This is a genomic window from Ruegeria sp. BHSC029, from assembly GCF_059613085.1.
In genome coordinates, this window is sequence record NZ_JBXWRU010000003.1 from 365,881 (window position 1) to 391,241 (window position 25,361).

The window sequence follows — 25,361 nt, forward strand, 5'->3', positions numbered from 1 at the left end:
CGCGTAGGCCATTTTTTGCACTCCGGTCCCGGACATGACGTCCTCCAACTGCGGTTGTCCCCTTGAAAACCTAGGGGATCAAGGGGCTTGGCGCTAGGGGGAAGGTTCGATAACCCGCGTCAATTGCGTGATTTCTTGCCGACCGGCCTGCGGGATCTTTGAGGGCGGCTTGGGCGTTTCGCAGCAGCCGGTGGGGTTTCAGGTTCCAGACCCAACTGGTCGCGCAGAACGCGGCGGCGGATTTCCTCGACCTCGCCGGGTTTGAGATTGCCCAGCTGGAATGGCCCGTAGGACACGCGCAACAGCCGGTTCACGGTAAAGCCGATGTCTTCGATCGCGCGGCGGATTTCCCGGTTCTTGCCCTCGCGCAGTCCGATCGTCAGCCATGCATTCGCGCCTTGCTGGCGGTCCAGCGTCACGGTCATGGGCTGGAACTTGTCGCCCTCGATCACAAGACCCTGGCGCAGGGGGGCGAAATCCTCATCCTTGGGGCGGCCGTTGATCCGCACCCGGTATTTGCGCAGCCAGCCGGTCGAGGGCAGTTCAAGCTTGCGCTTGATGGCCCCGTCATTGGTCAACAGCAGCAGGCCCTCGGAATTCAGGTCCAGCCGGCCGACGCTCATGACGCGGGGCATGTCCTCGGGCAGATTGTCGAAGATCGTAGGGCGGCCCTTTTCGTCGCGGTTCGTGGTCACAAGGCCGGTTGGCTTGTGATACAGCCACAGGCGCGCGGGTTCGGGCTCGGCCACGGGCTTGCCGTCGACGGTGATCCTGTCGCCGGGCGTGACGTTCAGCGCCGGGCTGTCGATGGTCTTGCCGTTCACGGTTACGCGGCCCGCTTCGATCATGCGTTCGGCCTCGCGGCGCGAGGCGATGCCGGCACGGGCCAGCACTTTGGCGATCCGGTCGCCAGGAGGAGGGGTGTTGCTCATGCCCTGCGCATAGCGCATCGGCGCGGCTTGCGAAAGGTGGGTTTCTGGGGCAGTCAGGGGCATGGTCTTCAGAACGCATATGGACAAGGCGCTGGAACAGGCGCGCGCGGCGGGTGATCGGGGCGAGGTTCCGGTGGGCGCGGTGATTGTGGCGCCCGATGGCCGGATCATCGCGGCAGACGGCAACCGTACGCGCGAGTTGCACGACCCGACCGCGCATGCCGAGATCCTGGCCCTGCGCGCCGCCTGCCGGGCCGTCGGGTCCGAGCGGCTGACGGGGCATGACCTGTATGTCACGCTGGAGCCCTGCGCCATGTGTGCCGCGGCGCTGGCGGCCGCGCGGATCCGGCGGATCTACTATGGGGCCGCCGATCCGAAATCGGGCGGCGTGGCGCATGGGGCGCGGGTGTTCTCGCACCCTCAGGCCCATCACAGCCCGGAGGTCTATGACGGAATTGCGGCCGAGGACTGCGCCCAGTTGCTGCGCGATTTCTTTGCCGCGCAGCGCGGTGTTGGCGGGTCCAAGGGCTGAGGCGCGCTCAGGCCGGTTTCACGACCAGTTCGCGGGGAATGTCGGCCAAGGGTTGCCCGCCCGTCGGCGTGACCACGAAGGTTTCGGTGATGGCCAGCCCCCAGTCGGGGGTCCACAGACCCGGCATCAGGTGAAAGGTCATGTTGTCCTGCAGAACGGTGCTGTCGCCCGGGCGCAGGCTCATGGTGCGCTCGCCCCAATCGGGCGGATAGCTCAGGCCCACCGGATAGCCCGTGCGATTGCCTTTGACATAGCCGGCCCGGGCAAAGCTGTCATAGACGCAGGCGGCAACCTCTTCGCAGGTGGCGCCGGGGCGGGCGGCGGCCAGCGTGTCCTCGATCGCGGTCAGGATCGCGGTTTCCGCGCGCCGGATATCGGCAGGCGGGTCGCCCAGAAACAGGCTGCGGCTGGCCGGGCAGTGATAGCGGCGGTGGCAGCCCGAGATTTCGAAATAGGTCGCCTCGCCCGGTGTCAGCGGACGGTCGTTCCAGGTGATGTGCGAGGCCGAGGCCTCGGCCCCCGAAGGCGCGATGGGCGCGATCGCGGGATAGTCGCCCGCAAGCCCTGGAAGCCCGGCGATGCCCGCCGCCTGAACCTCGGCCACGAGCACGTTTTTGGGAACCCCGGCGCGGAAACCGTCGCGCAGCACCGTGTGCATATGCGCGGTCAACTGCCCGGCCTTGCGCATCAAGGCAATCTCGGCCTCGCTCTTGACCGCACGCTGCCAGTTCACCAACCCGGTCGCGTCGACCAGCGCATCGCGGCCGAACGCGGTCTCAAGGATCCGGTGGCTTGCGGCCGAGTAGTAATAATTGTCCATCTCGACACCCAGATGGGTCGTCCAGCCGTGGTCGCGCAGCAGCGATGCCAACGACTCGACCGGGTGATGGTCGGGGTGCTGCACATGTTCTTCGGGCCAGTCGAACAGGTCGGCGGGGTCCAGCCAGGTGGTCTGCGCCGCGCCGGGCTTGTCCTGCGTCCGGCCCCACCACAGAGGCGCGCCGTCGCGCGGGACGACCACCATCTGCGGGACGTAGAAGCTCCAGCCGTCATAGCCCGTCAGCCAGGCCATGTTCGACGGGTCCGCAACCAGCAGGGTCTCGATACCCCGCTGGGCCATCGCGGACCGGGTCTTGGCCAGCCGCGCCGCGTATTCTTCCGCCGAGAAGGCCAGCGCGGGTGTCAAAGCTCGATCTCCTGCAGGACCTCGGGCTCGATGACGGTTACGCCCGGCAGCCCGTCCGCCAAGTCATTGGCGGATTGTTCCAGGATCGGGAAAGTCCGATAGTGGCAGGGGATCACCGTCTTGAAGTCGAAATACCGCCGGGAGGCATAGGCGGCGGCTTTCATGTCCATCGTGAAATAACCGCCCGCCGACAGGATGCCGATATCGGGTTTGTAATAGTCGCCGATCCACTCCATGTCGGCCATGATCGTCGTGTCGCCCGAGACATAGACCGTGTGACCATCGGCCGACAGGATGAACCCCACCTCGGACCCGCCGGCGCGCGGGCCATCGGGTGTGGCGAAGGTCGAGCTGTGCGAGGCCGGCACCATGTCGACCTTGATCCCGTTCAGGTCGACCCGGCCGCCCTTGTTGAAGCCGATGGTCTCGACCCCTTCGGCCTCGGCCCAATGGGCCATGACGTCGTATTGGCCAACCACGGGAATATTCAGGCGTTTGGCCAGCGGCAGAACGTCGGCGACGTGGTCGAAATGTGCGTGGGTCAGCAGGATATGCGTGGCACCTTGCACGGCGGCCTCGTGCTGATCCTCGGGCAGCATCGGGTTCCCGCTCAGCCAGGGGTCGATCAGCAGGACCTGTCCCGCCGCGTGAATTCGGAAGCTGCCATGCCCCAACCAGATGATTTTCATGAAAGACCCTCCTGAAACCGGTTCAGGGTCAGCCTAGCATCGGCTATGTAAAAATCCATGGACTGGATGCGAGAAATCGACGGCTATTGCGAGCGCCTGTCGCCGGCCTATTGGGCCGAACCCGTAAACGCCGTGACCAACGCGGCCTTTCTGCTGGCGGCATGGGTGATGTGGCGGCGGGTGCGGGGGCAGGGTCTGCCCTTGGCCAACCTGCTGGTCGCCATTCTGGCGGTGATCGGTATTGGCAGCTATCTGTTCCACACCCATGCGCAGGTCTGGGCCGCGCTGGCGGATACGACGCCGATTTTGCTGTTCATCCTGGTCTATATCTTCGCGGTGAACCGGGACATTTGGCAGCTATCCACGCCGAAGGCGGCGGGGCTGACGGCCTTGTTCATCCCCTATGCGGCGCTGACCATTCCGGTGTTTCAACTGCTTCCCGGGCTGGGTGGGTCGGCCGCGTATGCTCCAGTGCCTTTATTGATCCTGATCTATGCGTATCTTTTACGCGCGCGCAGGCCGCAAGTGGCACAGGATCTGGCGCTCGGGGCTGTGATCCTGATTGCGTCGATCACTTTTCGCGCGCTCGATGCCCCGCTTTGCGCCCGCATCCCGATGGGAACGCATTTCATGTGGCACATCCTGAACGCCACCATGCTGGGCTGGATGATCGAGGTTTATCGCCGGGCCATGACGGATGCGGTCAGTCCGGCAGACGCCGCACCAGATAAAACCCATAGCTGACAAAGTCGGAATAGGTTTCATACAATGCGATCTCGGCCTGTTCGGAATCGACAAGCGCCTTGGCCTGCTCGGAATGGCCATGCCGGTCGAGGAAGGCAGGGAAGCTGCGTTGAAGGGGGAGGTAGTAGTTCTCCATCCAGCAGTCGGTGCCCAGCGGGAAATAGCCGACTGGTTCATAGCCAGCGGTCTCGATCTGGCGGATCTTCTCTCCGGCGGTTGCAACTTCGGGATAGGCGGCATCCCAGTGCCTTGTCAGCGGTTCGGGGCGTCGATCGGTCAGCCAGGTCAGCTCGGACACAGCCAGGAGCCCGCCGGGTTTCAGGAACCGACGCCAGGCGTTCAGGCCGTTCTCGAACCCCATATTGTAGATCGCGCCTTCCGACCAGATCACGTCAAGGCTGGCATCGTCGAAGGGCAGGTCCTCCATCGACGCCTCAAGCGTCTGAACCCGGGCCGCCAGACCCAAGTCCTGTGCACGCCTGTTTAACTCGGCCAGAAACTCCGGCAGGAAATCCACTGCCGTCACCGATGCGCCCAGATGGCGCGCAAGGCAGAAGGCCGCGGCTCCGGTGCCGCAGCCAATGTCGGCAACCTTCAGTCCGGGATCGGCTTGCACGCCCGAAAGCTTCAGCGCCAGTTGCGTTGTCGCGTCGCTGCCGGGGCCTTGCCGATCGTTGGGCAGGTGCAGGTCGATCAACAGCTGCATGTCATCAGTCATGGCGCGTCAATCCTTGAAGGCGCGGGCCAAGTCTTCGGGCAGGTCGAACTCGTCCCGCACGCGTCGGCACGCCTCGGCCGACATCTTGCGGGCGGTCTTTTCGACGATGCGTTGAATCTTTTCGTCCGAGTGTTTCGTGGCGAAGGGCGCAAAATACCATTTCAAAAAGACAAAGCAGATCACGTCCTCCAGCGCCTGAACGTCGCCGTCGCGCTTGATGCCCTGTTTGCGCAACATGCGACGGGCGGCGTCGATCTCGGCCTGATCGTAACCGGCCTCGGACATCAGCTCGGCCACGACCTGCGCGTGATGCTCGGCCTGGGCCTTGCGCCAGGCCAGATAACCCGCGCGCCCTTCAGGGTATTCCGAGCGGGCCAGCTTCCAGCGCTCGACATGCTGGCCGCGGGCGGCGATCTGCAACGGCTCGGAGGCGTCGGGGAACAGTCGATCCAACTCAGCGCTCATCCGTTCGCCATAAAGCAGCGCAGCGGGGCGGCCGTCTTCCTGGGTGGGATCGGCCGAATTGGCCGTATCAATTGCATCCAGAACCTTCTGCTTGCGCTCTGTCATGGCATCTCCTGCTTTGGCAACGGCACCTCGGGACATTCGGTCATGCTGACCTGAAACTCTTGAGTGAATGAACGATAGAGCACCGTGCTTCAACAAAAAAGCGCCGACCCATTCAGGGCCGGCGGCGCCACGAGGGCAGGTGCAGGATCGGGGCGGAAAAAGGGGGGAGAACCGGCCCGATCCAACAGGGAAGCGGTAGGGTTAGTTGCGGAGCGAAGATTTCTCCTGGCTCACCTGGTCCGAGGGGTGCTGATCGGGGAAGGTCAGCGTCGGTGTCAGGTCGCCCATGGGAACCCCCAGCGCGAGCGCCGGTGCGGCAGCGGTTGTCAGAACAACGGACACAGCAATCAACATGCGTTTCATGATTATTCTCCGGACTGAACTGTTTCGTTCAGTACATAAAGTAACTTTTTGCGCCGGCTTCAATCGTCAAAGTGAACTAATTCGTTTACTTTTTGCATAGCGGGTATTCAAAATTGTTTGGTTTGCGGCAACCGCGTGGACTTTGGGCAAATCGCTGTGGCTCAGTGGTCTTGCGACTGCTGCATCAGACGGGTAAATGCCCCTGTAACGCATATGAGGTTTCCCATGTCGATTGACCAAAGCACCGCCGCCAAGGTGGCCAAACTGGCCCGGATCAAGGTCGAGGATGACGCGTTGCCCGCGCTGGCCTCGGAATTCAATACGATCCTGGGGTTCATCGAACAGCTGAACGAAGTTGACGTCGAAGGGGTCGAGCCGATGGTCTCGGTGACGCCGATGCGGCTGAAGCGGCGCGAGGACGTGGTGACCGACGGGAACATGCAGGACAAGATCCTGTCCAACGCTCCCGACGCGCGCGAGGGCTTTTTCGCGGTTCCCAAGGTGGTGGAGTAAGACATGTCCGATCTGAACAAACTGAGCCTTGCCGAGGCCCGCGACGCCCTGCGCAACAGAGATGTGACCTCGGTCGAGCTGACCGAGGCCTGCCTGAAGGCGATTGACGCAGCCGATGTCTTGAACGCTTTCGTGCACAAGACCCCGGAAATCGCGCTGGAGCGTGCGAAGGCCGCAGACGAGCGGATCAAGGCGGGCGACGCGCCTGCCATGTGTGGCCTTCCGATCGGCATCAAGGATCTGTTCTGCACCAAGGGCGTGCCCTCGCAAGCTGCGTCCAAGATTCTGGACGGGTTCAAGCCCGAATACGAATCCACCGTCTCGCAGCAACTGGCCGATGCGGGAGCGGTGATGCTGGGCAAGCTGAACATGGACGAGTTTGCCATGGGTTCGTCCAACGAAACCTCGGTCTATGGCAATGCGGTGAACCCTTGGCGGCGCGGCAATGATGACGCGCAGCTGACCCCGGGCGGTTCCTCGGGGGGGTCGGCGTCTGCCGTCGCAGCCGATCTGTGCCTGGCAGCGACCGGAACCGACACCGGTGGCTCGATCCGGCAGCCCGCCGCCTTTACCGGAATCACCGGCATCAAGCCGACCTATGGCCGTTGCTCGCGCTGGGGCATCGTGGCCTTTGCGTCCTCGCTGGATCAGGCCGGGCCGATGACCAAGAACGTGCGCGATGCGGCCATCATGCTTGAGGCGATGTGCGGGCACGACCCGAAGGACTCGACCAGCGCAGAATTGGCTGTTCCGAATTTTGAGGCCATGCTGACCGGAGACATCAAGGGCAAGAAAATCGGCATTCCAAAGGAATACCGGATGGATGGCATGCCCGCCGAGATCGAAAAGCTCTGGGCCGATGGGGCCGAAATGCTGCGTGATGCGGGGGCCGAGATCGTCGACATCTCGCTGCCGCACACCAAATACGCGCTGCCCGCCTATTACGTGATCGCGCCGGCCGAGGCGTCGTCGAACCTGGCGCGCTATGACGGCGTGCGCTATGGCCGCCGTGCGCAGCTGGCGCAGGGCGACGGCATCACCGAGATGTATGAAAAAACCCGCGCCGAAGGTTTTGGCCACGAGGTGCAGCGCCGCGTCATGGTCGGCACATACGTTCTGTCGGCCGGTTTCTATGACGCCTATTACAACCGCGCGCGCAAGGTGCGGACCCTGATCAAGAAAGACTTCGAGGATGTCTTTGCCGCAGGCGTCGATGCGATCCTGACCCCGGCGACACCTTCGGCGGCGTTCGGTCTGGGCGAAATGACCGAGGCTGACCCGGTGCAGATGTATCTGAACGACGTGTTCACCGTGACCGTCAACCTCGCGGGTCTTCCGGGTATCTCGGTTCCCGCCGGTCTTGACGGGCAGGGCTTGCCGCTGGGGCTGCAGCTGATCGGTCGTCCGTGGGAAGAAGGTGACCTTCTGAATACCGCCTACGCGCTTGAGAATGCCGCCGGGTTTGTGGCCAAGCCGGGCAAATGGTGGTAACCCTCAGGCAGCGGTAACAACGCGAGGACGGAGCAGTTCCATGCGCAAAATGCTTCTCATTCCGGCCTTCGGGTTCGTCGCGGCTTGCGATACCGTGGCACCAGTCACGGACTCCGGCTTCAATACGCCGCAGTATCAGGCCGAACGCGAGGCGCAGCTGGCCGGGCAGGGCGCAGCAGGCAACCCGCTGCTGCCGCCCCCGGCCATTTCGCAGGAGCAGTTGAATGCCGAAGCCGGTCCTGCCCCCTTCACGACGGGCGATAGCGCCACGGACATTGCCAACCAGACCGCGGCGGCATTGGCGAGCACATCGGCGCAGCCGACTGCACCGGTGGCCGTAAGCTCAAACGGCATTTCGAACGAGCAGGATTTCGCAGCGGTTTCAAGCAGCCGCAGCATCCAGGATGATGCCGCGCTGAATCAGCAGAACCGTCAGACATACGAGGTTGTCGCGCCGACGGCGGTTCCTCAGCGCGGGTCGGACGGACAGCCCAATATCGTCCAATATGCTCTGACTACGACCAATCCAGTTGGAACACAGCTCTACAGCCGAGCTGGGTTCAATTTGCAGGCCAAGGCACAGCGCAACTGCGCAGGCTACGCATCGCCCGACCAGGCTCAGATCGATTTCCTGGCCAATGGAGGCCCCCAGCGCGACCGCAAGGGCCTGGACCCGGATGGCGACGGATTTGCCTGCGGCTGGGACCCCAGCCCGTTCCGCAGTGCCGTCGGCAACTGAACTCTCGCCGATCTGGCACCCATCTCCCAATTTCGGCCCCCGCCGGGATGGGTTGAAGCCGTCGCTGGTGGTGCTTCACTACACCGCGATGAACAGCGCTCAAGCCGCACTCGAGCGTTTGTGCGACCCGGACTCCGAGGTGTCGGCTCACTATCTGATCGGCTGCGACGGAACGCTCTGGCAGATGGTCCGTGAGGAAGATCGCGCCTGGCACGCCGGTGCAGGTGCGTGGCGGGGGTTCAGCGACATCAATTCCCGCTCCATCGGGATCGAACTCGACAATCGCGGCGATCATCCTTTCTCCGAACCGCAGATGGCGGTATTGGAAAACCTGCTTTCACATCTGCAAGAGCGGTTGGAGATCAAGCCCTGGAACGTTATCGCCCATTCGGACATGGCCCCCGAGCGAAAGCTTGATCCCGGTCCCAAGTTTGATTGGGATCGTCTCGCGCAACAAAAAATGGCAGCGGGGCCGGCCGTTCTGAAGGGTATATGCCTTGATGAATTGCCGCCAGACGACCAATACTTTGCTTTGGTTGCCAAGAGGGCCGGGTACCCCAAAGCCCCTGCTGCGGATCTGCTGAAAGCGTTCCGAAGCCGGTTTGCCCCGTGGCGGCGCGGGCCCCTGTCCAAGAAGGATATGGGCGACATCGAACGACTGGCTGGTTTGATGGAACACCTTGACGGTATTCGGGTGGACGTTTAACCCGACAACCGCGCGGAGGGCCGGATGGCCGCTGGGGCTCAGGCCCGAGAGGAAAGTCCGGACTCCACAAGGCAACGGTGCCGGGTAACGCCCGGGCGGGGAAACCCGACGGAAAGCGCCACAGAAAACAGACCGCCATGACGGATCGGAGGTTCGCCTCCGGCACATCATGGCAAGGGTGAAACGGTGGAGTAAGAGCCCACCGCGCCGCTGGCAACAGCGGCGGCATGGCAAGCCCCACCGGGAGCAATGCCGAATAGGGTCCCCGCGCGGGCCGGTCGGCGTCAGCCGATACCGCCGCTAGGCTCGCCTTGGCCGAGAGGGACCGGGTTGGCAGCTCGAGCCGCGCAGCAATGCTCGGCCTAGAGGAATGGTCATCGAAGGGGGCAACCCCGGAACAGGATCCGGCTTACAGGCCCTCCGCGCGTATTTTCTTCATCCTCCGGGCGGTGTGTAGGCCGCGACCAGTTTCGAGGCTTTCTCGGTGATGGCAACAAATTCGTCGGCCGACCAGGCCCGAACCGTTTCGACACGCGAAACCGCCCCCGAAGCCGCAACGGCCATACCAACGGCCACGGCATCCGTTCCGTCCGGAGCTTCGCTGATGACCACCACGTCATTGCTTCCGGTCGTCACGTAGAACGCCAGCAGTTTGCCGCCAACCTTCTCCAGCAGCGCCGCCACCGGCCCGGTGCGGTTTTCCGGTTTCTTCAGCATCCCTTTGACACCGGCGTTGGAATAAGAGGCATAAGTGATGAAGACAGGCATGACGATCTCCTCGTGAACGAAATGTGCAGAGCGCTCCAATTGGCCGGCTCCTTGGCCCGGAAGACAGGCTTGCCGCATCAAACCAATGCGGTGATCGACACCCAGGCTCCCAATCCGATCAAAACGACACCGACGACCGGCGTCAGCCATCCCGCCCGGGGCAACAGCTTTTCCAGCGCGACGTAGACGGCGATTGCGACGATCCACCAAAGGTTCATGATGCCGCCGACGAACAGCAGTGCCATCAAGGCCCAGCAGCAGCCCAAGCAGTAGGCTCCGTGCAGGGCGCCGCATCGAAACGCACCCCAATGCCCGGGCCGGTTGTGGCGGGTCAGAAAGGCAGCCGGGCTCTGACAATGGCGGAGGCACGCGGATTTCAACCCGCTGAACTGATACATCCCGGCAGCACAGAGAACGATGCCCGCCAAGATTCCGGACCGGATGGTCATCATCGGGCCATCCATCGCTCCGATCTGTTGCAGGCCCCATTGCAGTCCGGTTGCCCCAAGGCTGAACACGGCCCAGGCAAAAAGATACCCCGACAGAAAGGCCAATCCGAAGCTGGCGCTGCGCTGCCTGTCGGGTCCAACCCGTTTCAACGCCACAAACAATAGGGCAGTCGGGGCCGCGCTGGGCGTCATCATTGCGACCATCATCACCCACCACATGGCAAAGACCAATGCGGCGTACCAAAGCGTCCAGACGGCACCGGCCCCCATCAACATGGGCTGGCCAATTGGACCGGCCATCCGAGTCATCTCGACGGCCGACATCTGCATCCCGACACCGACGACCGTGTACCAGACCGCACCCGAAACGATCAGAAGGACACTTCCAGCGACGATCAGACGTTCTTTTCGCAGTACTCGCTCGAGGCTGATCGTTCGGGCAGGGCGGGCCTGTTCCGACGCGTCTGCACTATGGCCCGACAACGCCATGACCTGAGATATTTAAATGCGCCAGATGGGCATGTGAGGACTCGAAGGTCAGGTCTATGGCTGAACCGCTTGTCCTGGCCGTTCCCGAGGCGACCTCGGCGTGGCGGTATTCGAAGCCATGTGGCAACTGGATGGACGCGCGATGCGGTTGGCCCGAGACGATATGGGCGATCGGCTTGACGTCCACATCGAACACGTTCTTGACCTTCGCGTAGCCGGTCCGGTCTTCGCGGCTCCAGTTCACGTCGATTTCAGCAAACAGTGTCTCATGCTTGGTCGGCGCCATGGCGCTGTAGACATACCACATGGTGGCCATTTCATCGGTGTCCTCACCGGACATGATGGCCTGCAGGGCGGCCCGCTGATCGGCGTCCGCCCGTTCGTCGATGATCAGTTGCATCTGCCCGTTGCCCTCGTGAATCGGGCCTGGCCAGTGGTAGACACCCGCAGCCCGCAGGCCGGAAAGATCCGTGTCCCCGTAGTGGCCGCTTGTGATGTCAAAGACGACCACGGCCTCGCAATTCCCGTGACTGGGCAGGCTGCTGAACTGGCAGGGGCAACCGAAATCACAGTTGCAATTGGCCAGCGTCTCGCCCTGAAGTTTCCATTCTGTCATGATTTCCCCCAAGCAGACGTGCAAGAAAACTCTGCTGACAGAGGGTCTTGCCCGGTTTCGCTGCCTCACGCCGCACAACCTTGGACCGCGGCGTTCTGGGATGCTGTGACGCGATCATATCACGAAACCGTGATCTGTCCAAACCGGGCGCTGATCCACTGTGTGTCGGATACTGTGATTTGTGTTGAAACACCGCCGATTCCGGTTGACTCGGGCGCGCGACCGGGTAAAAGCGCACGCTCATAGGAATTCAACCGAAAGGCCCCTGCCTTTCCGGACGCAGGAGATAACCATGGCGAAGCCGACGACAATCAAGATCCGTCTGAACTCGACCGCGGGCACGGGCCACTTCTACGTGACCAAAAAGAACGCTCGCACCATGACCGAGAAAATGACCGTTCGTAAGTACGACCCGGTCGTTCGGAAGCATGTCGAGTACAAGGAAGGCAAGATCAAGTAATCTGCCTTTTTTCGACGCGAAAGCTTAGGGGGTTCTGCTTCGGCAGGACCCTTTTTCGTTGTTTTGACCGTGTCGTGTAGCCCTGACGCCGCCCGATCCGGCCGTTTCGGGCCGTTGCAGAGGCGCATCAGGCGGACAGGTATTCTGATTGGTGTTGGCTTGCTTTTTTGCCCCGCCTGCCAGTACGGTTCAGCAAACCGCCACAAAATGTTGAGCGCCATGAAAAAAATCTTGTTGCCCGCAATCGCCATTCTGACACTTTCGGCCTGTGAGGACCCGTTCAACCGCCAAGGCGTCGGGTTCACCGGCATTGATGGCGAACCAAGAACCGTTTCGGACGTCAAAGGCGCCGTTGCCTTTGTTCCGCCTGCGACGAACGTCCCAGCTGAGTTGGCTGAATTGCCGACCATTCAGGCCAGCACTGACAAGACAGAATTCGACAAGGTCGCGGGCGTTGCCATCGACAATGGCGGACGGTCCGACACCACGGCCGTACAGTTGACCGGCAGCAGCAGCACCATGTTCCTGAGCACGGTGAGCGTGAACGGAACCCTGTTCGGCGTGTTGCGCACAGAAAACAACAGCACCAAGGTGGACAACTCGGTTGGGGCCGCGTTCGGCAGCCAGACCGAGCGCTTTACCGGCTGTCTGCCTGCCGGCGACGTATACCGCAAGGGCGGGTCGTCGCGCAGCTCGGGTTTCGCGGTTCCGCTGAACTGCAGCTGATCGGATCCGTTGCGATTACAATGATGTAAGGCCCTTGCCATTTGGCTGGGGCCTTTTTCTTTGGGCTGGCTTTACTTGCACCTGAACAAAAAAAGGGCGGGCCATTCGGGCCCGCCCTTTGATTTGGTGTTCCGGCAGTCTTACTCGCGATTGCCGAGCAGCTGCAGCAGGAACATGAACATGTTGATGAAGTCCAGGTACAGGTTAAGCGCACCCATGATGGCGGCCTTGCCCAGCCACTCCTGATCGCCCGCATGGGCCATCTGGATGTAGGTGGTCTTGATCTTCTGGGTGTCATAGGCGGTGAGGCCCGCAAAAATCAGAACGCCCAGGATCGACACGGCGAACATGATGGCTGGCGATTGCAGGAACAGGTTGATGACCATGGCCACAATCAGGCCGATCACACCCATCATCAGGAAGGTGCCCATACCGGACAGGTCCTTCTTGGTGACGTAACCGTACAGCGACAGACCGGCGAAGGCGATCGAGGTCACCAGAAAGACTTGGGCGATCGAAATGCCGGTAAAGGCCACGAAGATCCAGCTGAGCGACAGGCCCATCACCGCCGCAAAGGCGTAGAAGAACAATTGGGCGCCAGCTGCGCTGAGGCGGTTGATGGCCGCGCCGAAGGCAAACACCATGATCAGCGGGGCGAACATGACGATCCAGCCCAGAATGTTCGGGCTGAGGGTCACCGGATCGCGGAATACCGACAGCAGCTGCGGGCTGGTGCCGACGGCCCATGCAACCGCAAAGGTGATCAGCATGCCCACGGACATCGTGCCGTAGACCTTGTTCATGTGGGCGCGCAGGCCCTCGTCAATCTCGGCAGCGCGCGCGCCAGTCGCCGTCCGGATCGTATCGAATTGTGCCATAGAGGTCTCCCTTGGATTCAGCTTTCAGCCCCCGGTTGCGGGGCGATTTCCCTGCAAATATCGGAGAGTGTAGCGCATGTTTCAAGGGTTTTGGGGCCAAAACTCAGCAATATGGTCAACAATTTCAGCGCCGCTTTGGAAGGTGGCGCTGAAATCCGTTGCAGGCTGCGCATTCAGGGCCGCTTGCGCCAGGTTTCAGGCGCGTCCCAGAACGGGCGGGATGCTTCTGTCAGGGCCTCTGATCGGGTGATCCCGATGTCTTGCAGGGCGCGGTCATCCAGCCGGGCCAGCTCCCGCCGTTGATGAGCTGCCGCAAGCATACGCTGAAACCAATTGCCCGTTCTGATCGATGCCGAGGCACAGGGTCGGTGTGCTGCAATTTGGGTCATAACTTATGTCCTTTCATCGGTCGGTGATGTAAAGATGTTTTCGCATCAACTTCCTTGAACTATATGGCGGGTTGTGGCATATTTTAAAAATGAATGTTTTTGAATTCATCCATAAGGATTGTTGATGATGCGGAACTTGGACATCACCACCCTGCGCTCATTCGTGGCGGTCGCGGACCACGGGGGCGTAACGCGCGCCGCTGGTTTCCTGCATCTGACACAGTCGGCTGTGTCCATGCAGCTGAAGCGTCTGGAAGAGCTGTTGGGCTTGGAATTGCTGGACCGGTCTGGGCGCACCATCGCGTTGACGGCCTCTGGCGAACAGCTGTTGGCATATGCCCGGCGAATGGTGGCGTTGAATGATGAGGTCATCTCGAAGCTGACCGATCAGGCCTTTGAAGGCGAGGTGGTGCTCGGGGTGCCGCACGATATCGTCTACCCGGCTATTCCACGGGTTCTGCAGCGGTTCAATGCCGACTTCCCGCGCGTGCGCGTGCAGTTGGTTTCGTCTTATTCCATCCAGTTGAAAGAGATGTTTCGGCGTGGCGAATGCGATGTTATTCTGACGACCGAGGCTGCGAATTCGGATGGCGGTGAAACCATTGCAGAGCTGCCCCTGCGCTGGATCGGCGCGTCAGGAGGCTCGGCTTGGCGGCGCCGGCCGCTTCCTTTGGCGCTGGGTCGGCGCTGCCTTTTTCGGCCTCAGGTCATTGCCGCCTTGGATGCAGCAGGCATTCCATGGGAGCTGTCGGTCGAAACCGAGAACGACCGCACGATCGAGGCAACCGTCAGCGCGGACCTCGCCGTCCACGCCATGCTTGAGGGGACCGAGGCGGCACATCTGGAGAAGATCGATTCAGGTGGGGTTCTGCCCGAATTGCCGGCGCATATGATCAACCTTTACGGAGGCGATCAGGGGCGCGGCGAAGTGGTTGAGGCCCTCGCCGCGCTGGTGCGGCAGAACTTCCACATGCTTGGCGGAACACCGCTGCGCGCCGTGGTGGGCTGATCCGGTCAGATCGTGATGACGACTTTCCCGGTCGACTTTCGTTCCTTGAGCAGAGCCATGCCCTGCGCCACTTCGGACAACGGCAGGGTATGGCTGATATGGGGCCGGATGCGTCCCTCGGCATGCCAGGCGAAGAGGGTCTCAAAGCTGGTGCGAACGACCTCGGGCCGGAACCTCAGATAGCCACCGATGTAGAACCCGATCACGGTCAGGTTCTTCACCAGCAAGTGATTGGCCGGTATCTGCGGGACTTCGCCGCCGGCAAAACCTATCGGCAGCAGGCGGCCTTCGGGATTGGTCGCCCGGAAGGCAGCCTTGAATACATCGCCACCGATGGCGTCATAGACAACGTCTGCGCCGCCCAATGCCAGCACGCGCTCGCGCAGATCTTCGTCCGCGTCGATCAGGTGATCGGCCCCGGCCGCGCGGGCGACCGCCAGTTTATCGGCGCCCCGGGCCTGTGCGATCACCGTCGCGCCCATAAGCTTGCCAATCTCGACCGCCGTCAGCCCGACCCCGCCGGCGGCACCGGTCACCAAGAGGGTCTCGCCCGTCTGCAGCCGCGCCCGATGGTCCAGCGCCATATGGCTGGTTCCGTAGGCGATCTGGATGGCCGCCGCGTCTTCAAAGCTGCACGACTGGGGGATGAGCACGGCGCGGTTGGCGTCAAAAACCCCGTATTGCGCCAATCCACCCTGGCCTGAGTAAACCGCGACCCGGTCTCCGGGTTTCAGATGGCTGACCCCTGCGCCGATCGCGTCTACGACCCCCGCAACCTCAAGCCCCAATGTGAAAGGGGCCGCTGGCGTATCCTGGTACGTGCCCTTCTGCATCAGAAGATCGGCAAAGTTCAGCCCGCAGGCGCGAATGGCCACGCGGATCTGGCCTTCGGCGGGTGCGGGAACGGGTAACTCGTGCAATTTGGCCTGCTCTCCGGCAGACTGGATCTGGTAGGCCAGCATCTCAAATCTCCATGTTGGTGCCATTGATCGGGGCCGCCCCTGACTTGTCAATCATTCCGGAAGGGAATGGCCGGGGCGTCTTTGTCGCACAGGCCAAATCGTGCACAACCGTAAACCTTCCTTCAGGCGCGCAGATTCAACCATCTTGAAAATTTTCCAAAAAGCGGCAATATTGCTTGTCAGTGCTGTTTCGGGGGGCACGTTCCGTATTAGAGAGTTCTTTACAAGCGTCTCGCTAGTGTGCGGTCATGGTTCAGTTAGCGTTTTCCCGGGCGGTTGTGTGTAACAGAGGAGAATACCAATGACCCATCACGTCGATGTCCATGTGGGCAAGCGCGTACGGCATCGCCGCTGGTTGATTGGCATGACGCAGCAGCAGCTGGCACAGCAGGTCGGTATCAAGTTCCAGCAGATCCAGAAATACGAAACCGGGGCCAACCGCATCAGCGCATCACGCCTTTGGGACATTGCCGAAGCTCTGGACGTTCCGGTCAGCTTTTTCTTTGAAGGTCTGGAGGACGCCCAAAAGGAAGACTCGGGCAAGAAATCGGTTCCCGCTGATCTGATGGGCGACAAGGAAGCGTTGGATCTGGTTCGGTCCTACTACGCGATCCCGGAAAACCAGCGCCGGCGCCTGTTTGAGCTTGCGCGCGTTCTCAGCGACGTGGCCTGAGACCGGGACTTGACTTCGCACAGGGCTGAGCGCACCAGTGGCGCATGACCAAAGCCTCTGCAAGTGACCTTGAAGTTGCCGAGAAAATGGCCGACGCGGCGCGTGCGGCCATTTTGCCGTATTTTCGCCAGTCGAATCTTGAAACCTCAAACAAGCTGCAAGGCGGGTATGACCCTGTGACCGTGGCCGATCGCGAAGCCGAGCAGGCCATGCGATCCGTTCTGGCCGAGCTCCGCCCCGACGACGGCATCTTGGGCGAGGAGTACGGTGCGGTCGAAGGCAAATCGGGGCGAACCTGGGTGTTGGACCCGATCGACGGCACCCGCGGTTTCGTCAGCGGCACACCGACATGGGGCGTTCTGATCGCGCTAGGCGACGATAGCGGGCCGATCATGGGGGTGATTGACCAACCCTATATCGGCGAACGGTTTGTGGGTCATGCAGACGGTGCGTTCATGACCGGTCCTTTGGGCAGAACCAGCTTGTCGACCCGTCGGACGGATGCCCTGAGGGACGCAATCCTGTTCACGACATTCCCCGAAGTTGGCACGACCGCCGAAGGAGACGCCTTTCGCGCCGTGGCTGGACAGGTGCAACTGACGCGCTACGGCATGGACTGCTACGCATACGCGCTGCTGGCGGCCGGGCAGGTCGACCTGGTGATCGAGGCTGGACTGAACGCGTATGACATCCAGGCACCGATAGCGGTGATCGAGGCCGCCGGCGGCGTAGTGACCGACTGGCAGGGCGGGCCGGCCCATCAGGGGGGGCGGGCACTGGCGGCTGCGAACCCTGAAATCCACGCCGCGGCCCTCGAGATTCTGCGCGACTTCTGACGACGGTTGCCGCTGCGGCCGCGATTGACTAGGGTCAGAGCGCCGGTTCTTGCGCCCGTTTTCCACCGGCACACGCATTTCTGGCATGAGGCGGGCAGATGCAGGAGTGCGAGATGCCCGAAATCCTTCTTAGAAACGCCGATGCGATCCTGACCATGGACGACAACCGGCAAGAACTGGCCGGCGCCGATTTGCTGATCCGTGACGGGCAGATTGCCCGCATCGGCCAAGGTTTGACCACCGACGGAGAGGTGCATGACCTCAGCGGCTGTGTCGTGACGCCGGGATTGGTCAATACCCACCACCATCTCTACCAGACACTTACCCGAGCTGTTCCGGCGGGCCAGGATGCGCTGCTCTTTGGCTGGCTGCAGACGCTCTATCCGATCTGGGCGCGGTTCGGTCCCGACGAGATGTTCACTTCGGCTCAGATCGGTCTGGCCGAGTTGGCCTTGTCGGGCTGCACGCTCAGTTCCGACCATCTGTACCTGTATCCGAATGGGTCACGCTTGGATGACACGATCGCGGCCGCTGCAGAGGTGGGGCTGCGGTTCCATCCGACCCGCGGCGCGATGAGCATCGGCGAAAGCGACGGCGGTCTGCCGCCCGATACGTTGGTCGAGGCCGAGGCCGATATCCTGAATGACATGATCCGTGTGGTCGATGCGTTCCATGACCCGTCCGAAGGCTCAATGTGCAGGGTTGGACTTGCGCCCTGTTCGCCCTTCTCGGTCAGTCGGGATCTGATGCGCAACGCCGCACTGCTGGCACGGGACAAGGGGGTCATGCTGCACACCCATCTGGCGGAAAACGACGAGGATATCCTGTATTCAGAGTCCCAGTTCGGCTGTCGACCCGGCCAGTATGCCGAGGAACTTGGCTGGACCGGCCCCGATGTCTGGCACGCCCATTGCGTGAAGCTGGACGGGGCAGAGATAGACCTGTTCTCACGGTCACGCACCGGGGTGGCGCACTGTCCCTGTTCGAATTGCCGTTTGGGCTCGGGGATCGCGCCGGTGCGCGCGATGCGTGACAACGGGGTAAGGGTTGGCTTGGGCGTTGACGGTTCCGCAAGCAACGACAGCGGCAACCTGATGGCCGAGGCGCGGCAGGCGATGCTACTGCAACGTGTGGCGAACGGTGCCGATGCCATGTCGGCGCGCGAAGCTCTGGAAATCGCGACGCGGGGTGGGGCGGACGTGCTGAACCGGCCGGACTGCGGCCGCCTGATGCCGGGCAAACGCGCGGATATCGCTGTTTGGGACACAAGGGGTGTGGAATGCGCGGGCAGTTGGGACCCGGCCGCCTTGCTGCTGGCAGGTCCGGTGCACGTCAAACACCTGTTTGTCGAGGGGCGACAGGTCGTCCGGGACGGCAACATTGCCACATTCGACCTGCCGCGCGCGATCGAACGGCAGAACAGGTTGGCCCTCGCATTGCAGGGCTGATCTGCCTTCAGGTCGAAACGCGCCGTCCGCCGATCCACACATCGGCGATGGCGCGGTCATCTCCCATCATTATTGTCGGGAACACCGCCTCCCAAAGGGACTCGGCATTGGCCTCTCGCTGGGCAATCGCGGGGGTCGAGGTGAGGTCGAGCACGATCAGGTCCGCCTCCATTCCGGGGGCGATATTGCCGATGCGGTCGTCCATCCGCAGCGACCGGGCCGAGCCTGCGGTGCCCAGCCACAGCAGTTGCGCCGGGTGCAGCGGATGTCCGCGCAATTGGCCGATTTCATAGGCGGCCGCCATGGTCCGCAACATGGAAAAGCTGGACCCTCCGCCGGTGTCGGTTGCCAGGCCGATACGATGGCCATCCCGCATCAACCCGTGCATATCGAACAGACCCGAACCGATGAACGTGTTCGAGGTGGGGCAATGGATCAGCGACGCATCGACCTCACGCAGGCGGTCTCGCTCGCGCGGTTCCAGATGGATCACGTGGCCATAGAGGCCGTTCGCGCCAAGCAGTCCAAACTTTTCATAGGTGTCCAGGTAGTCTCGCGCATCGGGGAACAGCGACCGAACCCATTCGATTTCGTCCGTCTGCTCGCTGAGATGCGTCTGCATGAGACAGTCCGGGTGTTCTGCCCACAGCGCGCCCATCGCCTCAAGCTGTTCGGGGGTCGAGGTCGGGGAAAACCGCGGCGTGATCGCATAGGAAATCCGGTCGACACCTTGCCATTTTCCGATCAGAGCCTTCGACTGGTCATAGGCTGCTTGAGCCGTGTCCCGAAGACCTTCGGGTGCGTTGCGGTCCATACAGGTCTTGCCTGCCACGACACGCTGACCGCGTTGCTGGGCGGCCGTGAAAAAGGCATCGACGCTTTCAGGATGAATGGTGCAGAAACTGCACATGGTTGTGGTGCCGTGTGCGGCGGTCAGGTCGAGATACCGGTTCGAAATCTCGGCTGCGTAATCTGCATCACCGAACTTCATCTCTTCTGGAAAAGTGTAGGTGTTCAGCCAATCAATCAGCCGTTTGCCCCAACTCGCGATCATCGCCGTCTGGGGGTAGTGGACATGGGGGTCGATGAAACCAGCCAGGATCAGGTTTTCGCCATGGTGATGAATGGCCGCCTCGGGGTGCGCGGTTTGCAAATCAGCGGTACTTCCCAACTCCCGGATTTTCCCGCCCTCGATCAGAACGGCTTCGTGCAGCCGGACCGCCTGATCCGGTTGCGTTTCGAAGGGGGAGTGTTCGAAACTCAGTACGCGCCCTGTCAGAAGCGTCTTTTGCGCCATCCGCCGTGATCTCCGCCTTGGTGAATCCGGCTTGCAGCATAGGCATGTGAAAGATGCGGGTAAATCGCACCATTGTCATTGTTTTCCGGTAGCAGCTTCTTCTATTTAGGGGCCAATTCCCAGAACAAGGGGCAGCGCATGACGACCGGCACCGAAGACAACAGAACCGACCCCTCCCGCGATGATGACGTCTATGCGCTGGACCGGCGAACGGTGGCCGCAATCCTTTACGCCGTGGATGTCGAGGATCGCGAGAAGCTGATCGAGCTGATGGAGCCGCTGCACGCGGCCGATATTGCCGACCTTCTGGAACAGATCAACCCCTACGACCGGGCGCGGCTGATCCGCCTGTATGACCGGGAATTCGACGGGGACATTCTGTCTGAACTGGACGAATCCGTCCGCGAAGAGGTCATTGGAGTTCTGCGGCCCGACGTTCTGGCCGAGGCCGTACGAGAGATGGAAAGCGACGATGTCGTGGACCTTCTGGAGGATCTGGAGGAGCCGCAGCAGGAAGCGGTGCTGGAGGCCCTTGAGGCCTCGGAACGGATCGCGGCCCTGCAGGCGCTGGCCTATCCCGAGAACTCGGCAGGCCGACTGATGCAGCGCGAAGTGGTCATGGCTCCCGATCATTGGACGGTGGGGCAGGCAATCGACTACATGCGCTCGCAGGACGATCTGCCCGAGCAGTTTTATCACGTTGTTCTGGTCGATCCGCGGCTGAAGCCGGTGGCGCAAGTCATGTTGGGCAAGTTGATGGCCGCGCGGCGCGATACCAAGTTGCAGGACATCGCCGAGGACGAGTTCCACATCATCCCGGTCGATCAGGATGAAGAAGACGTTGCCTATGCTTTCAACCAATACCACCTGATTTCCGCGCCGGTGGTGGACAGTGACAAACGGCTGGTCGGGGTCATCACGATTGACGACGCGATGGCCGTTCTGGATGAAGAAATCGAGGAAGACATGCTGCGACTGGCAGGTGTCAGTGATGACAGCTCGATTTCAGACAGTGTTGCAGCAACCAGTCGTCGTCGTTTGCCCTGGCTGACGGTCAACCTGTGTACCGCCATTTGTGCCTCGGTGGTGATTTCACAGTTCGAGGCGGCAATCGAGCAGATCGTGGCGCTGGCAATTCTGATGCCCATCGTTGCCTCGATGGGTGGCAACGCCGGAACACAGTCGCTGACCGTTGCCGTGCGGGCGTTGGCGACCCGCGACCTGACGGGCTCGAACGTGGCGCGAGTCATCCGCCGAGAATTGCTGGTGGGCATGTTGAATGGGCTGTGTTTCGCCATCGTTCTGGGGACGGTGGGGATGATGTGGTTTGAATCCCCGCTGCTGGGTGTCGTGATCGGTTCCGCCTTGGTCGTGAACATGATCATCGCCGGGTTCGCGGGTACGGTAGTACCGGTGGTGCTGGATCGCCTGGGTGTAGACCCGGCATTGGCCTCGGGAACCTTCGTTACGACGACGACGGATGTGATGGGGTTCTTCATCTTTCTAGGGCTTGCAAGCGTGGTGCTGCTGTGACCGATCTGACTGAAATCAAGGCCGCAGCGCGCAAGGCTGCCTTTGCCCGACGCAAAGCGGCCTTTGACGCGGGGCCGCCGGCCGCCGCGGGCCGCCTGTCCGAGGTGCTGGCCGGATTTCGTGGCGTTCCGCTGTCTGGCTACATGCCGATCCGCACCGAAATCGACCCTCTGCCCGCCATGGCCGAGGCCGCAGCCTATGGTCCCGTGGGTGTTCCGGTCATCCAAGGCGCCGGACGGCCTCTGCGGTTTTCGCGCTGGACACCCGAAGGGCCGCTGAAAGATGGTCCATTTGGCGCCAAGGTGCCCGAGACGGACGACTATTTTGACCCTGAAATCCTGATCGTGCCCCTTGTGGCATTCGATCCCCAAGGCGGGCGATTGGGCTATGGGGGCGGGTTTTACGACCGCACGCTTGAAGGGCTGCGCGCCAAACGTCCCACATTGGCCATCGGTTTCGCCTTCGACGCGCAAGAGGCCGAATCCCTGCCGCTGGAACCGACGGACCAGCCGCTGGACATGATCGTTACCGAGACCAGGGTCCTGACGTTTTAGGCGTCAGTTCTCAAAGTGGCTCCGCAGATAGTCCCAGGCATCAACCTCGGTTCCATCCTCAAGGATGCACACGCCGTATTCCGATCCATCGGTGTTTTTGCGGATCTGATATTCGCCGCCGTTTTCGATGCAGAAGGTCGCGGCCGGATTTGCCATTGTGGTCTTGGTCGTCGCGTGAGCAAAGCTGCCCGATATAGCGAGAGAGACAGTTGCGGTCAGGACTATGCGTTTCATCGAAATCTCCGAGTGAAAAAACCGGTTGCGCCAGAATTGCAGGTTTCCACCGGAATTCAACCCGCATGCGGCCCGCGAATTGCATCGTTCCGCCTTGTTATTGCCGTTTGCAGGGCCTAGGACCGCGATATGAGAATCTTGTTCCTGGGTGACGTGATGGGGCGCGCGGGCCGCGCCGCCGTTCAACAGCATCTGCCCCGTCTGCGCGACGAGTGGCGGCTGGATTTCGTGGTGGTCAACGGCGAGAATGCCTCGAACGGCATGGGGTTGACCGGCGATCATGCCAAGCTGCTGTTGGAGTCAGGCGCAGATTGTCTGACGTTGGGCGACCACGCTTTCGACCAGAAAGACATGCTGCAATTCATCGAACGCGAACCCCGGATCGTGCGCCCTGTTAATTTCGCCAAGGGTGCTCCCGGTCGCGGACATCGACTGTTCACCGCGCCGGGCGGACGCAAGGTGTTGGTGGTTCAGGTGCTGGGACAGGTGTTCATGAAACGGCCGTTCGACGATCCGTTCTCGGCGGTGGAACCGATCCTGAAGTCTCACCCGCGGGGCGGTCAGGCGCAGGCCATCATCGTGGACATGCATTGCGAGGCGACTTCGGAGAAGATGGCCATGGGCCACTACTGCGACGGACGCGCCAGCCTTGTCGTGGGAACCCATACCCATGTTCCGACCGCCGATGCCCAGATCCTGCCCGGCGGCACCGCTTACCTGACCGATGCGGGCATGTGCGGCGACTATGACTCGGTGATCGGAATGGACAAGCAGGAGCCGATGCGCCGCTTCATCACAGGGATGCCCAAGGCTCGGTTCACCCCGGCCAATGGCGAAGCGACGCTAAGCGGCGTTTTCGTAGAAACTGATGACCGTGACGGGCAAGCCAAGACGATCAGCATGGTCCGGGTTGGCGGGCGCCTGCAGCAGGCAGCACCGTGAACGCACGTCAGGCTTGCTCTGCGGCCTGCAATACGTGAAACTGATCCACAGGCGCTTGGGCCGGGACAGGTTTCGGACAGAACACCACGAATGCAACTCCTTCAATTGTCAGATATGGGCAGCGCGATACTTGCGCTGGCGGTTGTTGCGGGCATGTTCATCATGTTCATGCGCGAGGTCTATCCGACCGAGGTCGTTGCCATAGGCGGCGTTTCGGTGATGCTGGTCACCGGCGTGCTTCCCTACCAAAGCGCACTGGCGGTTCTGTCGAACCCGGCGCCCTGGACCATCGCGGCGATGTTCATCATCATGGGCGCCCTCGTCCGGACCGGTGCACTGCACGCCTTTACAGCGACGGCGCAGAAACAGGCGCAGGTCAACCCGCGCATTGCCATCGGTTTGCTGATGGCATTTGTCGTCCTGGCTTCGGCGGTCGTGTCGAACACGCCCGTCGTCGTCGTGATGATCCCGGTGTTCATCCAGATTGCCCGCACGCTGAATATTTCAGCGTCGAAGCTGCTGATCCCGCTCAGCTACGCTGCGATTCTCGGCGGGACGCTGACCCTGATCGGAACCTCGACGAACCTGTTGGTCGATGGTGTGGCAAGGGCACAGGGCCTGCCGGCCTTCACGATTTTCGAGGTCACGCCGTTGGGCATCATTCTTGTCATTTACGGCATGATTTACCTGCGCTTCATCGCGCCGCGCCTTCTGCCCGAACGTGACAGCATGGCAACCATGCTCAGCGATCGGTCGAAGATGAAATTCTTCACCGAGGCGGTCATTCCGCCCGACAGCAACCTGATTGGCCGTGAAGTGACCGGCGTGCAGCTGTTCAAACGTCCGGGTGTGCGGCTCATCGACGTGATCCGCGGCGACGAGTCATTGCGGCGGAACCTGAAAGGGGTCGAACTGAAGGTCGGTGACCGCGTGGTGTTGCGCACGGAAATGACCGAGCTGCTGAGCCTGCAAAGCAACAAGGAACTCAAGCGCGTTGATCAAGTTTCGGCGGTCGAAACACGTACGGTTGAGGTTCTGATCACCCCCGGTTGTCGCATGGTCGGGCGCACATTGGGTGCGTTGCGGCTGCGTCGTCGCTATGGGGTTTACGTCTTGGCCGTGCACCGACGAAATCAGAATATCGGGGGGCAACTTGACGATCTGGTCGTCCGGGTTGGTGATACGCTGCTGCTTGAAGGCTCGCCGGCCGATATCAGCAAACTGGCTGCCGACATGGACATGGTCGACGTCACCCAGCCATCGGCCCGCGCCTTCCGGCGCGGTCATGCTCCGATCGCGATTGCTGCGCTGATTGGGATCGTGGTGTTGGCGGCGCTCGGCGTGGCGCCGATTTTCCTGCTGTCGATTCTGGCGGTTGCGGTTGTGCTGCTGACGCGATGCATCGACGCGGACGAGGCGTTTTCCTTTGTCGAAGGCCGTCTGCTGGCGCTGATCTTTGCCATGCTGGCTATTGGGGCTGCACTGGACAGCTCGGGTGCGGTCACCCTGATCGCCAACGCGATTGCTCCGTCCTTCGCCAACCTGCCGCCGTTCCTCATCGTCTGGGCCATCTATCTGCTGACCTCTGTGCTGACGGAACTGGTCTCGAACAACGCCGTGGCGGTTGTCGTCACGCCGATCGCCATCGGTCTGGCGCAGGCTGTGGGGGTGGACCCCCGCCCGCTGGTGGTTGCGGTGATGGTCGCGGCTTCGGCCTCGTTTGCAACGCCGATCGGGTATCAGACCAACATGATGGTCTACGGCCCCGGCGGGTACCGGTTCACGGACTTCATGAAGGTCGGGATTCCGCTGAACCTGACGGTTGGATTGCTGGCTTCGCTGATCATCCCCTTCCTCTGGCCGCTTTGATCTCTGGCACGAATTTGCCGCTTGGAACTGAAAAACCTTGTAAATC

The 25,361-nt window shown here is 61.8% G+C and carries 30 protein-coding genes and 1 other RNA gene; 17 read left to right on the plus strand and 14 right to left on the minus strand.

The window, feature by feature from the left end:
* Positions 1-119 precede the first annotated feature (119 nt).
* Entirely contained in the window at positions 120-995 is an 876-nt protein-coding gene (locus AC2FML_RS08840) for a pseudouridine synthase (RefSeq protein WP_480636514.1), read from the minus strand.
* Between AC2FML_RS08840 and AC2FML_RS08845 the strand changes: the two genes are divergently transcribed.
* Positions 994-1,464: a nucleoside deaminase gene (locus AC2FML_RS08845; protein ID WP_480636512.1), complete on the plus strand. Its 471-nt coding sequence runs from the start codon at positions 994-996 to the stop codon at positions 1,462-1,464. The two genes, AC2FML_RS08840 and AC2FML_RS08845, sit on opposite strands and share 2 nt — an antisense overlap.
* A gap of 7 nt (positions 1,465-1,471) precedes the next feature.
* Here AC2FML_RS08845 and AC2FML_RS08850 read toward each other — a convergent pair whose 3' ends face one another.
* On the minus strand, positions 1,472-2,650 hold the full coding sequence (locus tag AC2FML_RS08850; protein WP_496782824.1) for a M24 family metallopeptidase: 1,179 nt from the start codon (positions 2,648-2,650) through the stop codon (positions 1,472-1,474).
* On the minus strand, positions 2,647-3,339 hold the full coding sequence (locus tag AC2FML_RS08855; protein ID WP_496733962.1) for a metal-dependent hydrolase: 693 nt from the start codon (positions 3,337-3,339) through the stop codon (positions 2,647-2,649). Before AC2FML_RS08855 ends, AC2FML_RS08850 begins: the two co-directional genes overlap by 4 nt.
* Positions 3,340-3,396: 57 nt before the next feature.
* Between AC2FML_RS08855 and AC2FML_RS08860 the strand changes: the two genes are divergently transcribed.
* Positions 3,397-4,083 carry a ceramidase domain-containing protein gene (locus tag AC2FML_RS08860; protein WP_496782826.1) on the plus strand — a complete coding sequence of 229 codons (687 nt, stop codon included), beginning with the start codon at positions 3,397-3,399 and terminating at the stop codon, positions 4,081-4,083.
* Here the strand turns inward: AC2FML_RS08860 and AC2FML_RS08865 are convergent.
* The 3 genes from AC2FML_RS08865 to AC2FML_RS08875 all read right to left on the minus strand — a co-directional run bounded on the left by AC2FML_RS08865 (position 4,043) and on the right by AC2FML_RS08875 (position 5,734).
* The gene (locus tag AC2FML_RS08865) at positions 4,043-4,801 is read right to left on the minus strand and encodes a class I SAM-dependent methyltransferase (protein WP_496782828.1); all 759 of its coding nucleotides are present in this window, start codon (positions 4,799-4,801) and stop codon (positions 4,043-4,045) included. The two genes, AC2FML_RS08860 and AC2FML_RS08865, sit on opposite strands and share 41 nt — an antisense overlap.
* A 6-nt stretch (positions 4,802-4,807) precedes the next feature.
* On the minus strand, positions 4,808-5,371 hold the full coding sequence (locus tag AC2FML_RS08870; protein WP_496782830.1) for a DUF4202 domain-containing protein: 564 nt from the start codon (positions 5,369-5,371) through the stop codon (positions 4,808-4,810).
* Between the two features lie 201 nt (positions 5,372-5,572).
* A complete protein-coding gene (locus tag AC2FML_RS08875) occupies positions 5,573-5,734 on the minus strand; it encodes a hypothetical protein (RefSeq protein WP_170340142.1) in 162 nt (53 codons plus the stop codon).
* A 225-nt stretch (positions 5,735-5,959) separates the two neighbouring features.
* Between AC2FML_RS08875 and gatC the strand changes: the two genes are divergently transcribed.
* The 5 genes from gatC (at position 5,960) to rnpB (ending at position 9,611) form a co-directional block, all read left to right on the plus strand.
* Positions 5,960-6,247 (plus strand): Asp-tRNA(Asn)/Glu-tRNA(Gln) amidotransferase subunit GatC, encoded by a 288-nt coding sequence (gatC, locus tag AC2FML_RS08880; RefSeq protein ID WP_005981734.1) that lies wholly within the window; start codon positions 5,960-5,962, stop codon positions 6,245-6,247.
* A 3-nt stretch (positions 6,248-6,250) separates the two neighbouring features.
* Positions 6,251-7,738: an Asp-tRNA(Asn)/Glu-tRNA(Gln) amidotransferase subunit GatA gene (gene gatA, locus AC2FML_RS08885; protein ID WP_170368065.1), complete on the plus strand. Its 1,488-nt coding sequence runs from the start codon at positions 6,251-6,253 to the stop codon at positions 7,736-7,738.
* Between the two features lie 40 nt (positions 7,739-7,778).
* Complete coding sequence (locus tag AC2FML_RS08890) at positions 7,779-8,477, plus strand: hypothetical protein (protein WP_496782832.1); 699 nt, start codon at positions 7,779-7,781, stop codon at positions 8,475-8,477.
* Complete coding sequence (locus tag AC2FML_RS08895) at positions 8,416-9,183, plus strand: N-acetylmuramoyl-L-alanine amidase (protein WP_496782834.1); 768 nt, start codon at positions 8,416-8,418, stop codon at positions 9,181-9,183. Before AC2FML_RS08890 ends, AC2FML_RS08895 begins: the two co-directional genes overlap by 62 nt.
* A gap of 12 nt (positions 9,184-9,195) precedes the next feature.
* Positions 9,196-9,611, plus strand: an RNA gene (rnpB, locus tag AC2FML_RS08900) — RNase P RNA component class A.
* 7 nt (positions 9,612-9,618) lie between these two features.
* On the opposite strand, the gene AC2FML_RS08905 is transcribed toward rnpB, so the two are convergent.
* The 3 genes from AC2FML_RS08905 to AC2FML_RS08915 form a co-directional block, all read right to left on the minus strand.
* Positions 9,619-9,951: a GYD domain-containing protein gene (locus AC2FML_RS08905; protein WP_149774644.1), complete on the minus strand. Its 333-nt coding sequence runs from the start codon at positions 9,949-9,951 to the stop codon at positions 9,619-9,621.
* A 77-nt stretch (positions 9,952-10,028) separates the two neighbouring features.
* A complete protein-coding gene (locus AC2FML_RS08910) occupies positions 10,029-10,883 on the minus strand; it encodes a DUF2182 domain-containing protein (protein ID WP_496782836.1) in 855 nt (284 codons plus the stop codon).
* Positions 10,870-11,505, minus strand: a complete 636-nt coding sequence (locus tag AC2FML_RS08915; RefSeq protein ID WP_149774645.1) for a DUF1326 domain-containing protein — start codon at positions 11,503-11,505, stop codon at positions 10,870-10,872. Before AC2FML_RS08915 ends, AC2FML_RS08910 begins: the two co-directional genes overlap by 14 nt.
* Before the next feature lie 292 nt (positions 11,506-11,797).
* Here AC2FML_RS08915 and rpmG point away from each other — a divergent pair, with 292 nt between their 5' ends.
* A complete protein-coding gene (gene rpmG, locus AC2FML_RS08920; RefSeq protein WP_007799108.1) occupies positions 11,798-11,965 on the plus strand; it encodes a 50S ribosomal protein L33 in 168 nt (55 codons plus the stop codon).
* Positions 11,966-12,184: 219 nt separating this feature from the next.
* Entirely contained in the window at positions 12,185-12,691 is a 507-nt protein-coding gene (locus AC2FML_RS08925) for a lipoprotein (protein ID WP_170340151.1), read from the plus strand.
* Positions 12,692-12,831: 140 nt separating this feature from the next.
* On the opposite strand, the gene AC2FML_RS08930 is transcribed toward AC2FML_RS08925, so the two are convergent.
* Together AC2FML_RS08930 and AC2FML_RS08935 are read right to left on the minus strand one after the other, a co-directional pair.
* On the minus strand, positions 12,832-13,569 hold the full coding sequence (locus AC2FML_RS08930; RefSeq protein ID WP_170340154.1) for a Bax inhibitor-1/YccA family protein: 738 nt from the start codon (positions 13,567-13,569) through the stop codon (positions 12,832-12,834).
* 173 nt (positions 13,570-13,742) lie between these two features.
* Entirely contained in the window at positions 13,743-13,958 is a 216-nt protein-coding gene (locus tag AC2FML_RS08935) for a DUF1127 domain-containing protein (RefSeq protein WP_170340757.1), read from the minus strand.
* Positions 13,959-14,085: 127 nt separating this feature from the next.
* On the opposite strand from AC2FML_RS08935, the gene AC2FML_RS08940 reads away from it, so the two are divergent.
* Positions 14,086-14,967, plus strand: coding sequence for a LysR family transcriptional regulator (locus tag AC2FML_RS08940; RefSeq protein WP_093965049.1), 882 nt, complete (start codon positions 14,086-14,088; stop codon positions 14,965-14,967).
* Between the two features lie 5 nt (positions 14,968-14,972).
* Here the strand turns inward: AC2FML_RS08940 and AC2FML_RS08945 are convergent, their stop codons facing one another.
* Complete coding sequence (locus AC2FML_RS08945; RefSeq protein ID WP_496782839.1) at positions 14,973-15,929, minus strand: NADPH:quinone oxidoreductase family protein; 957 nt, start codon at positions 15,927-15,929, stop codon at positions 14,973-14,975.
* Positions 15,930-16,230: 301 nt separating this feature from the next.
* On the opposite strand from AC2FML_RS08945, the gene AC2FML_RS08950 reads away from it, so the two are divergent.
* The 3 genes from AC2FML_RS08950 (at position 16,231) to AC2FML_RS08960 (ending at position 18,886) form a co-directional block, all read left to right on the plus strand.
* Positions 16,231-16,602, plus strand: a complete 372-nt coding sequence (locus AC2FML_RS08950) for a helix-turn-helix domain-containing protein (RefSeq protein ID WP_093964756.1) — start codon at positions 16,231-16,233, stop codon at positions 16,600-16,602.
* Between the two features lie 44 nt (positions 16,603-16,646).
* Positions 16,647-17,438 carry a histidinol-phosphatase gene (gene hisN / locus AC2FML_RS08955; protein WP_496782841.1) on the plus strand — a complete coding sequence of 264 codons (792 nt, stop codon included), beginning with the start codon at positions 16,647-16,649 and terminating at the stop codon, positions 17,436-17,438.
* A 113-nt stretch (positions 17,439-17,551) separates the two neighbouring features.
* Entirely contained in the window at positions 17,552-18,886 is a 1,335-nt protein-coding gene (locus tag AC2FML_RS08960) for an 8-oxoguanine deaminase (protein WP_496782842.1), read from the plus strand.
* A gap of 7 nt (positions 18,887-18,893) precedes the next feature.
* Here AC2FML_RS08960 and guaD read toward each other — a convergent pair whose 3' ends face one another.
* A complete protein-coding gene (gene guaD, locus AC2FML_RS08965) occupies positions 18,894-20,183 on the minus strand; it encodes a guanine deaminase (RefSeq protein WP_496782844.1) in 1,290 nt (429 codons plus the stop codon).
* Between the two features lie 138 nt (positions 20,184-20,321).
* Here guaD and mgtE point away from each other — a divergent pair, with 138 nt between their 5' ends.
* Both mgtE and AC2FML_RS08975 read left to right on the plus strand, forming a co-directional pair.
* Complete coding sequence (gene mgtE, locus AC2FML_RS08970) at positions 20,322-21,716, plus strand: magnesium transporter (RefSeq protein ID WP_496782846.1); 1,395 nt, start codon at positions 20,322-20,324, stop codon at positions 21,714-21,716.
* Positions 21,713-22,270, plus strand: coding sequence for a 5-formyltetrahydrofolate cyclo-ligase (locus AC2FML_RS08975; RefSeq protein ID WP_496782848.1), 558 nt, complete (start codon positions 21,713-21,715; stop codon positions 22,268-22,270). The genes mgtE and AC2FML_RS08975 overlap by 4 nt, the downstream gene beginning before the upstream one ends.
* Positions 22,271-22,273: 3 nt before the next feature.
* Here the strand turns inward: AC2FML_RS08975 and AC2FML_RS08980 are convergent, their stop codons facing one another.
* Positions 22,274-22,504, minus strand: coding sequence for a putative hemolysin (locus AC2FML_RS08980; RefSeq protein ID WP_170357220.1), 231 nt, complete (start codon positions 22,502-22,504; stop codon positions 22,274-22,276).
* A 129-nt stretch (positions 22,505-22,633) separates the two neighbouring features.
* Between AC2FML_RS08980 and AC2FML_RS08985 the strand changes: the two genes are divergently transcribed.
* Both AC2FML_RS08985 and AC2FML_RS08990 read left to right on the plus strand, forming a co-directional pair.
* On the plus strand, positions 22,634-23,446 hold the full coding sequence (locus AC2FML_RS08985; protein WP_170357221.1) for a TIGR00282 family metallophosphoesterase: 813 nt from the start codon (positions 22,634-22,636) through the stop codon (positions 23,444-23,446).
* Positions 23,447-23,536: 90 nt separating this feature from the next.
* Positions 23,537-25,315, plus strand: a complete 1,779-nt coding sequence (locus tag AC2FML_RS08990) for an SLC13 family permease (protein ID WP_170365626.1) — start codon at positions 23,537-23,539, stop codon at positions 25,313-25,315.
* The last annotated feature ends 46 nt before the right edge of the window (positions 25,316-25,361 follow it).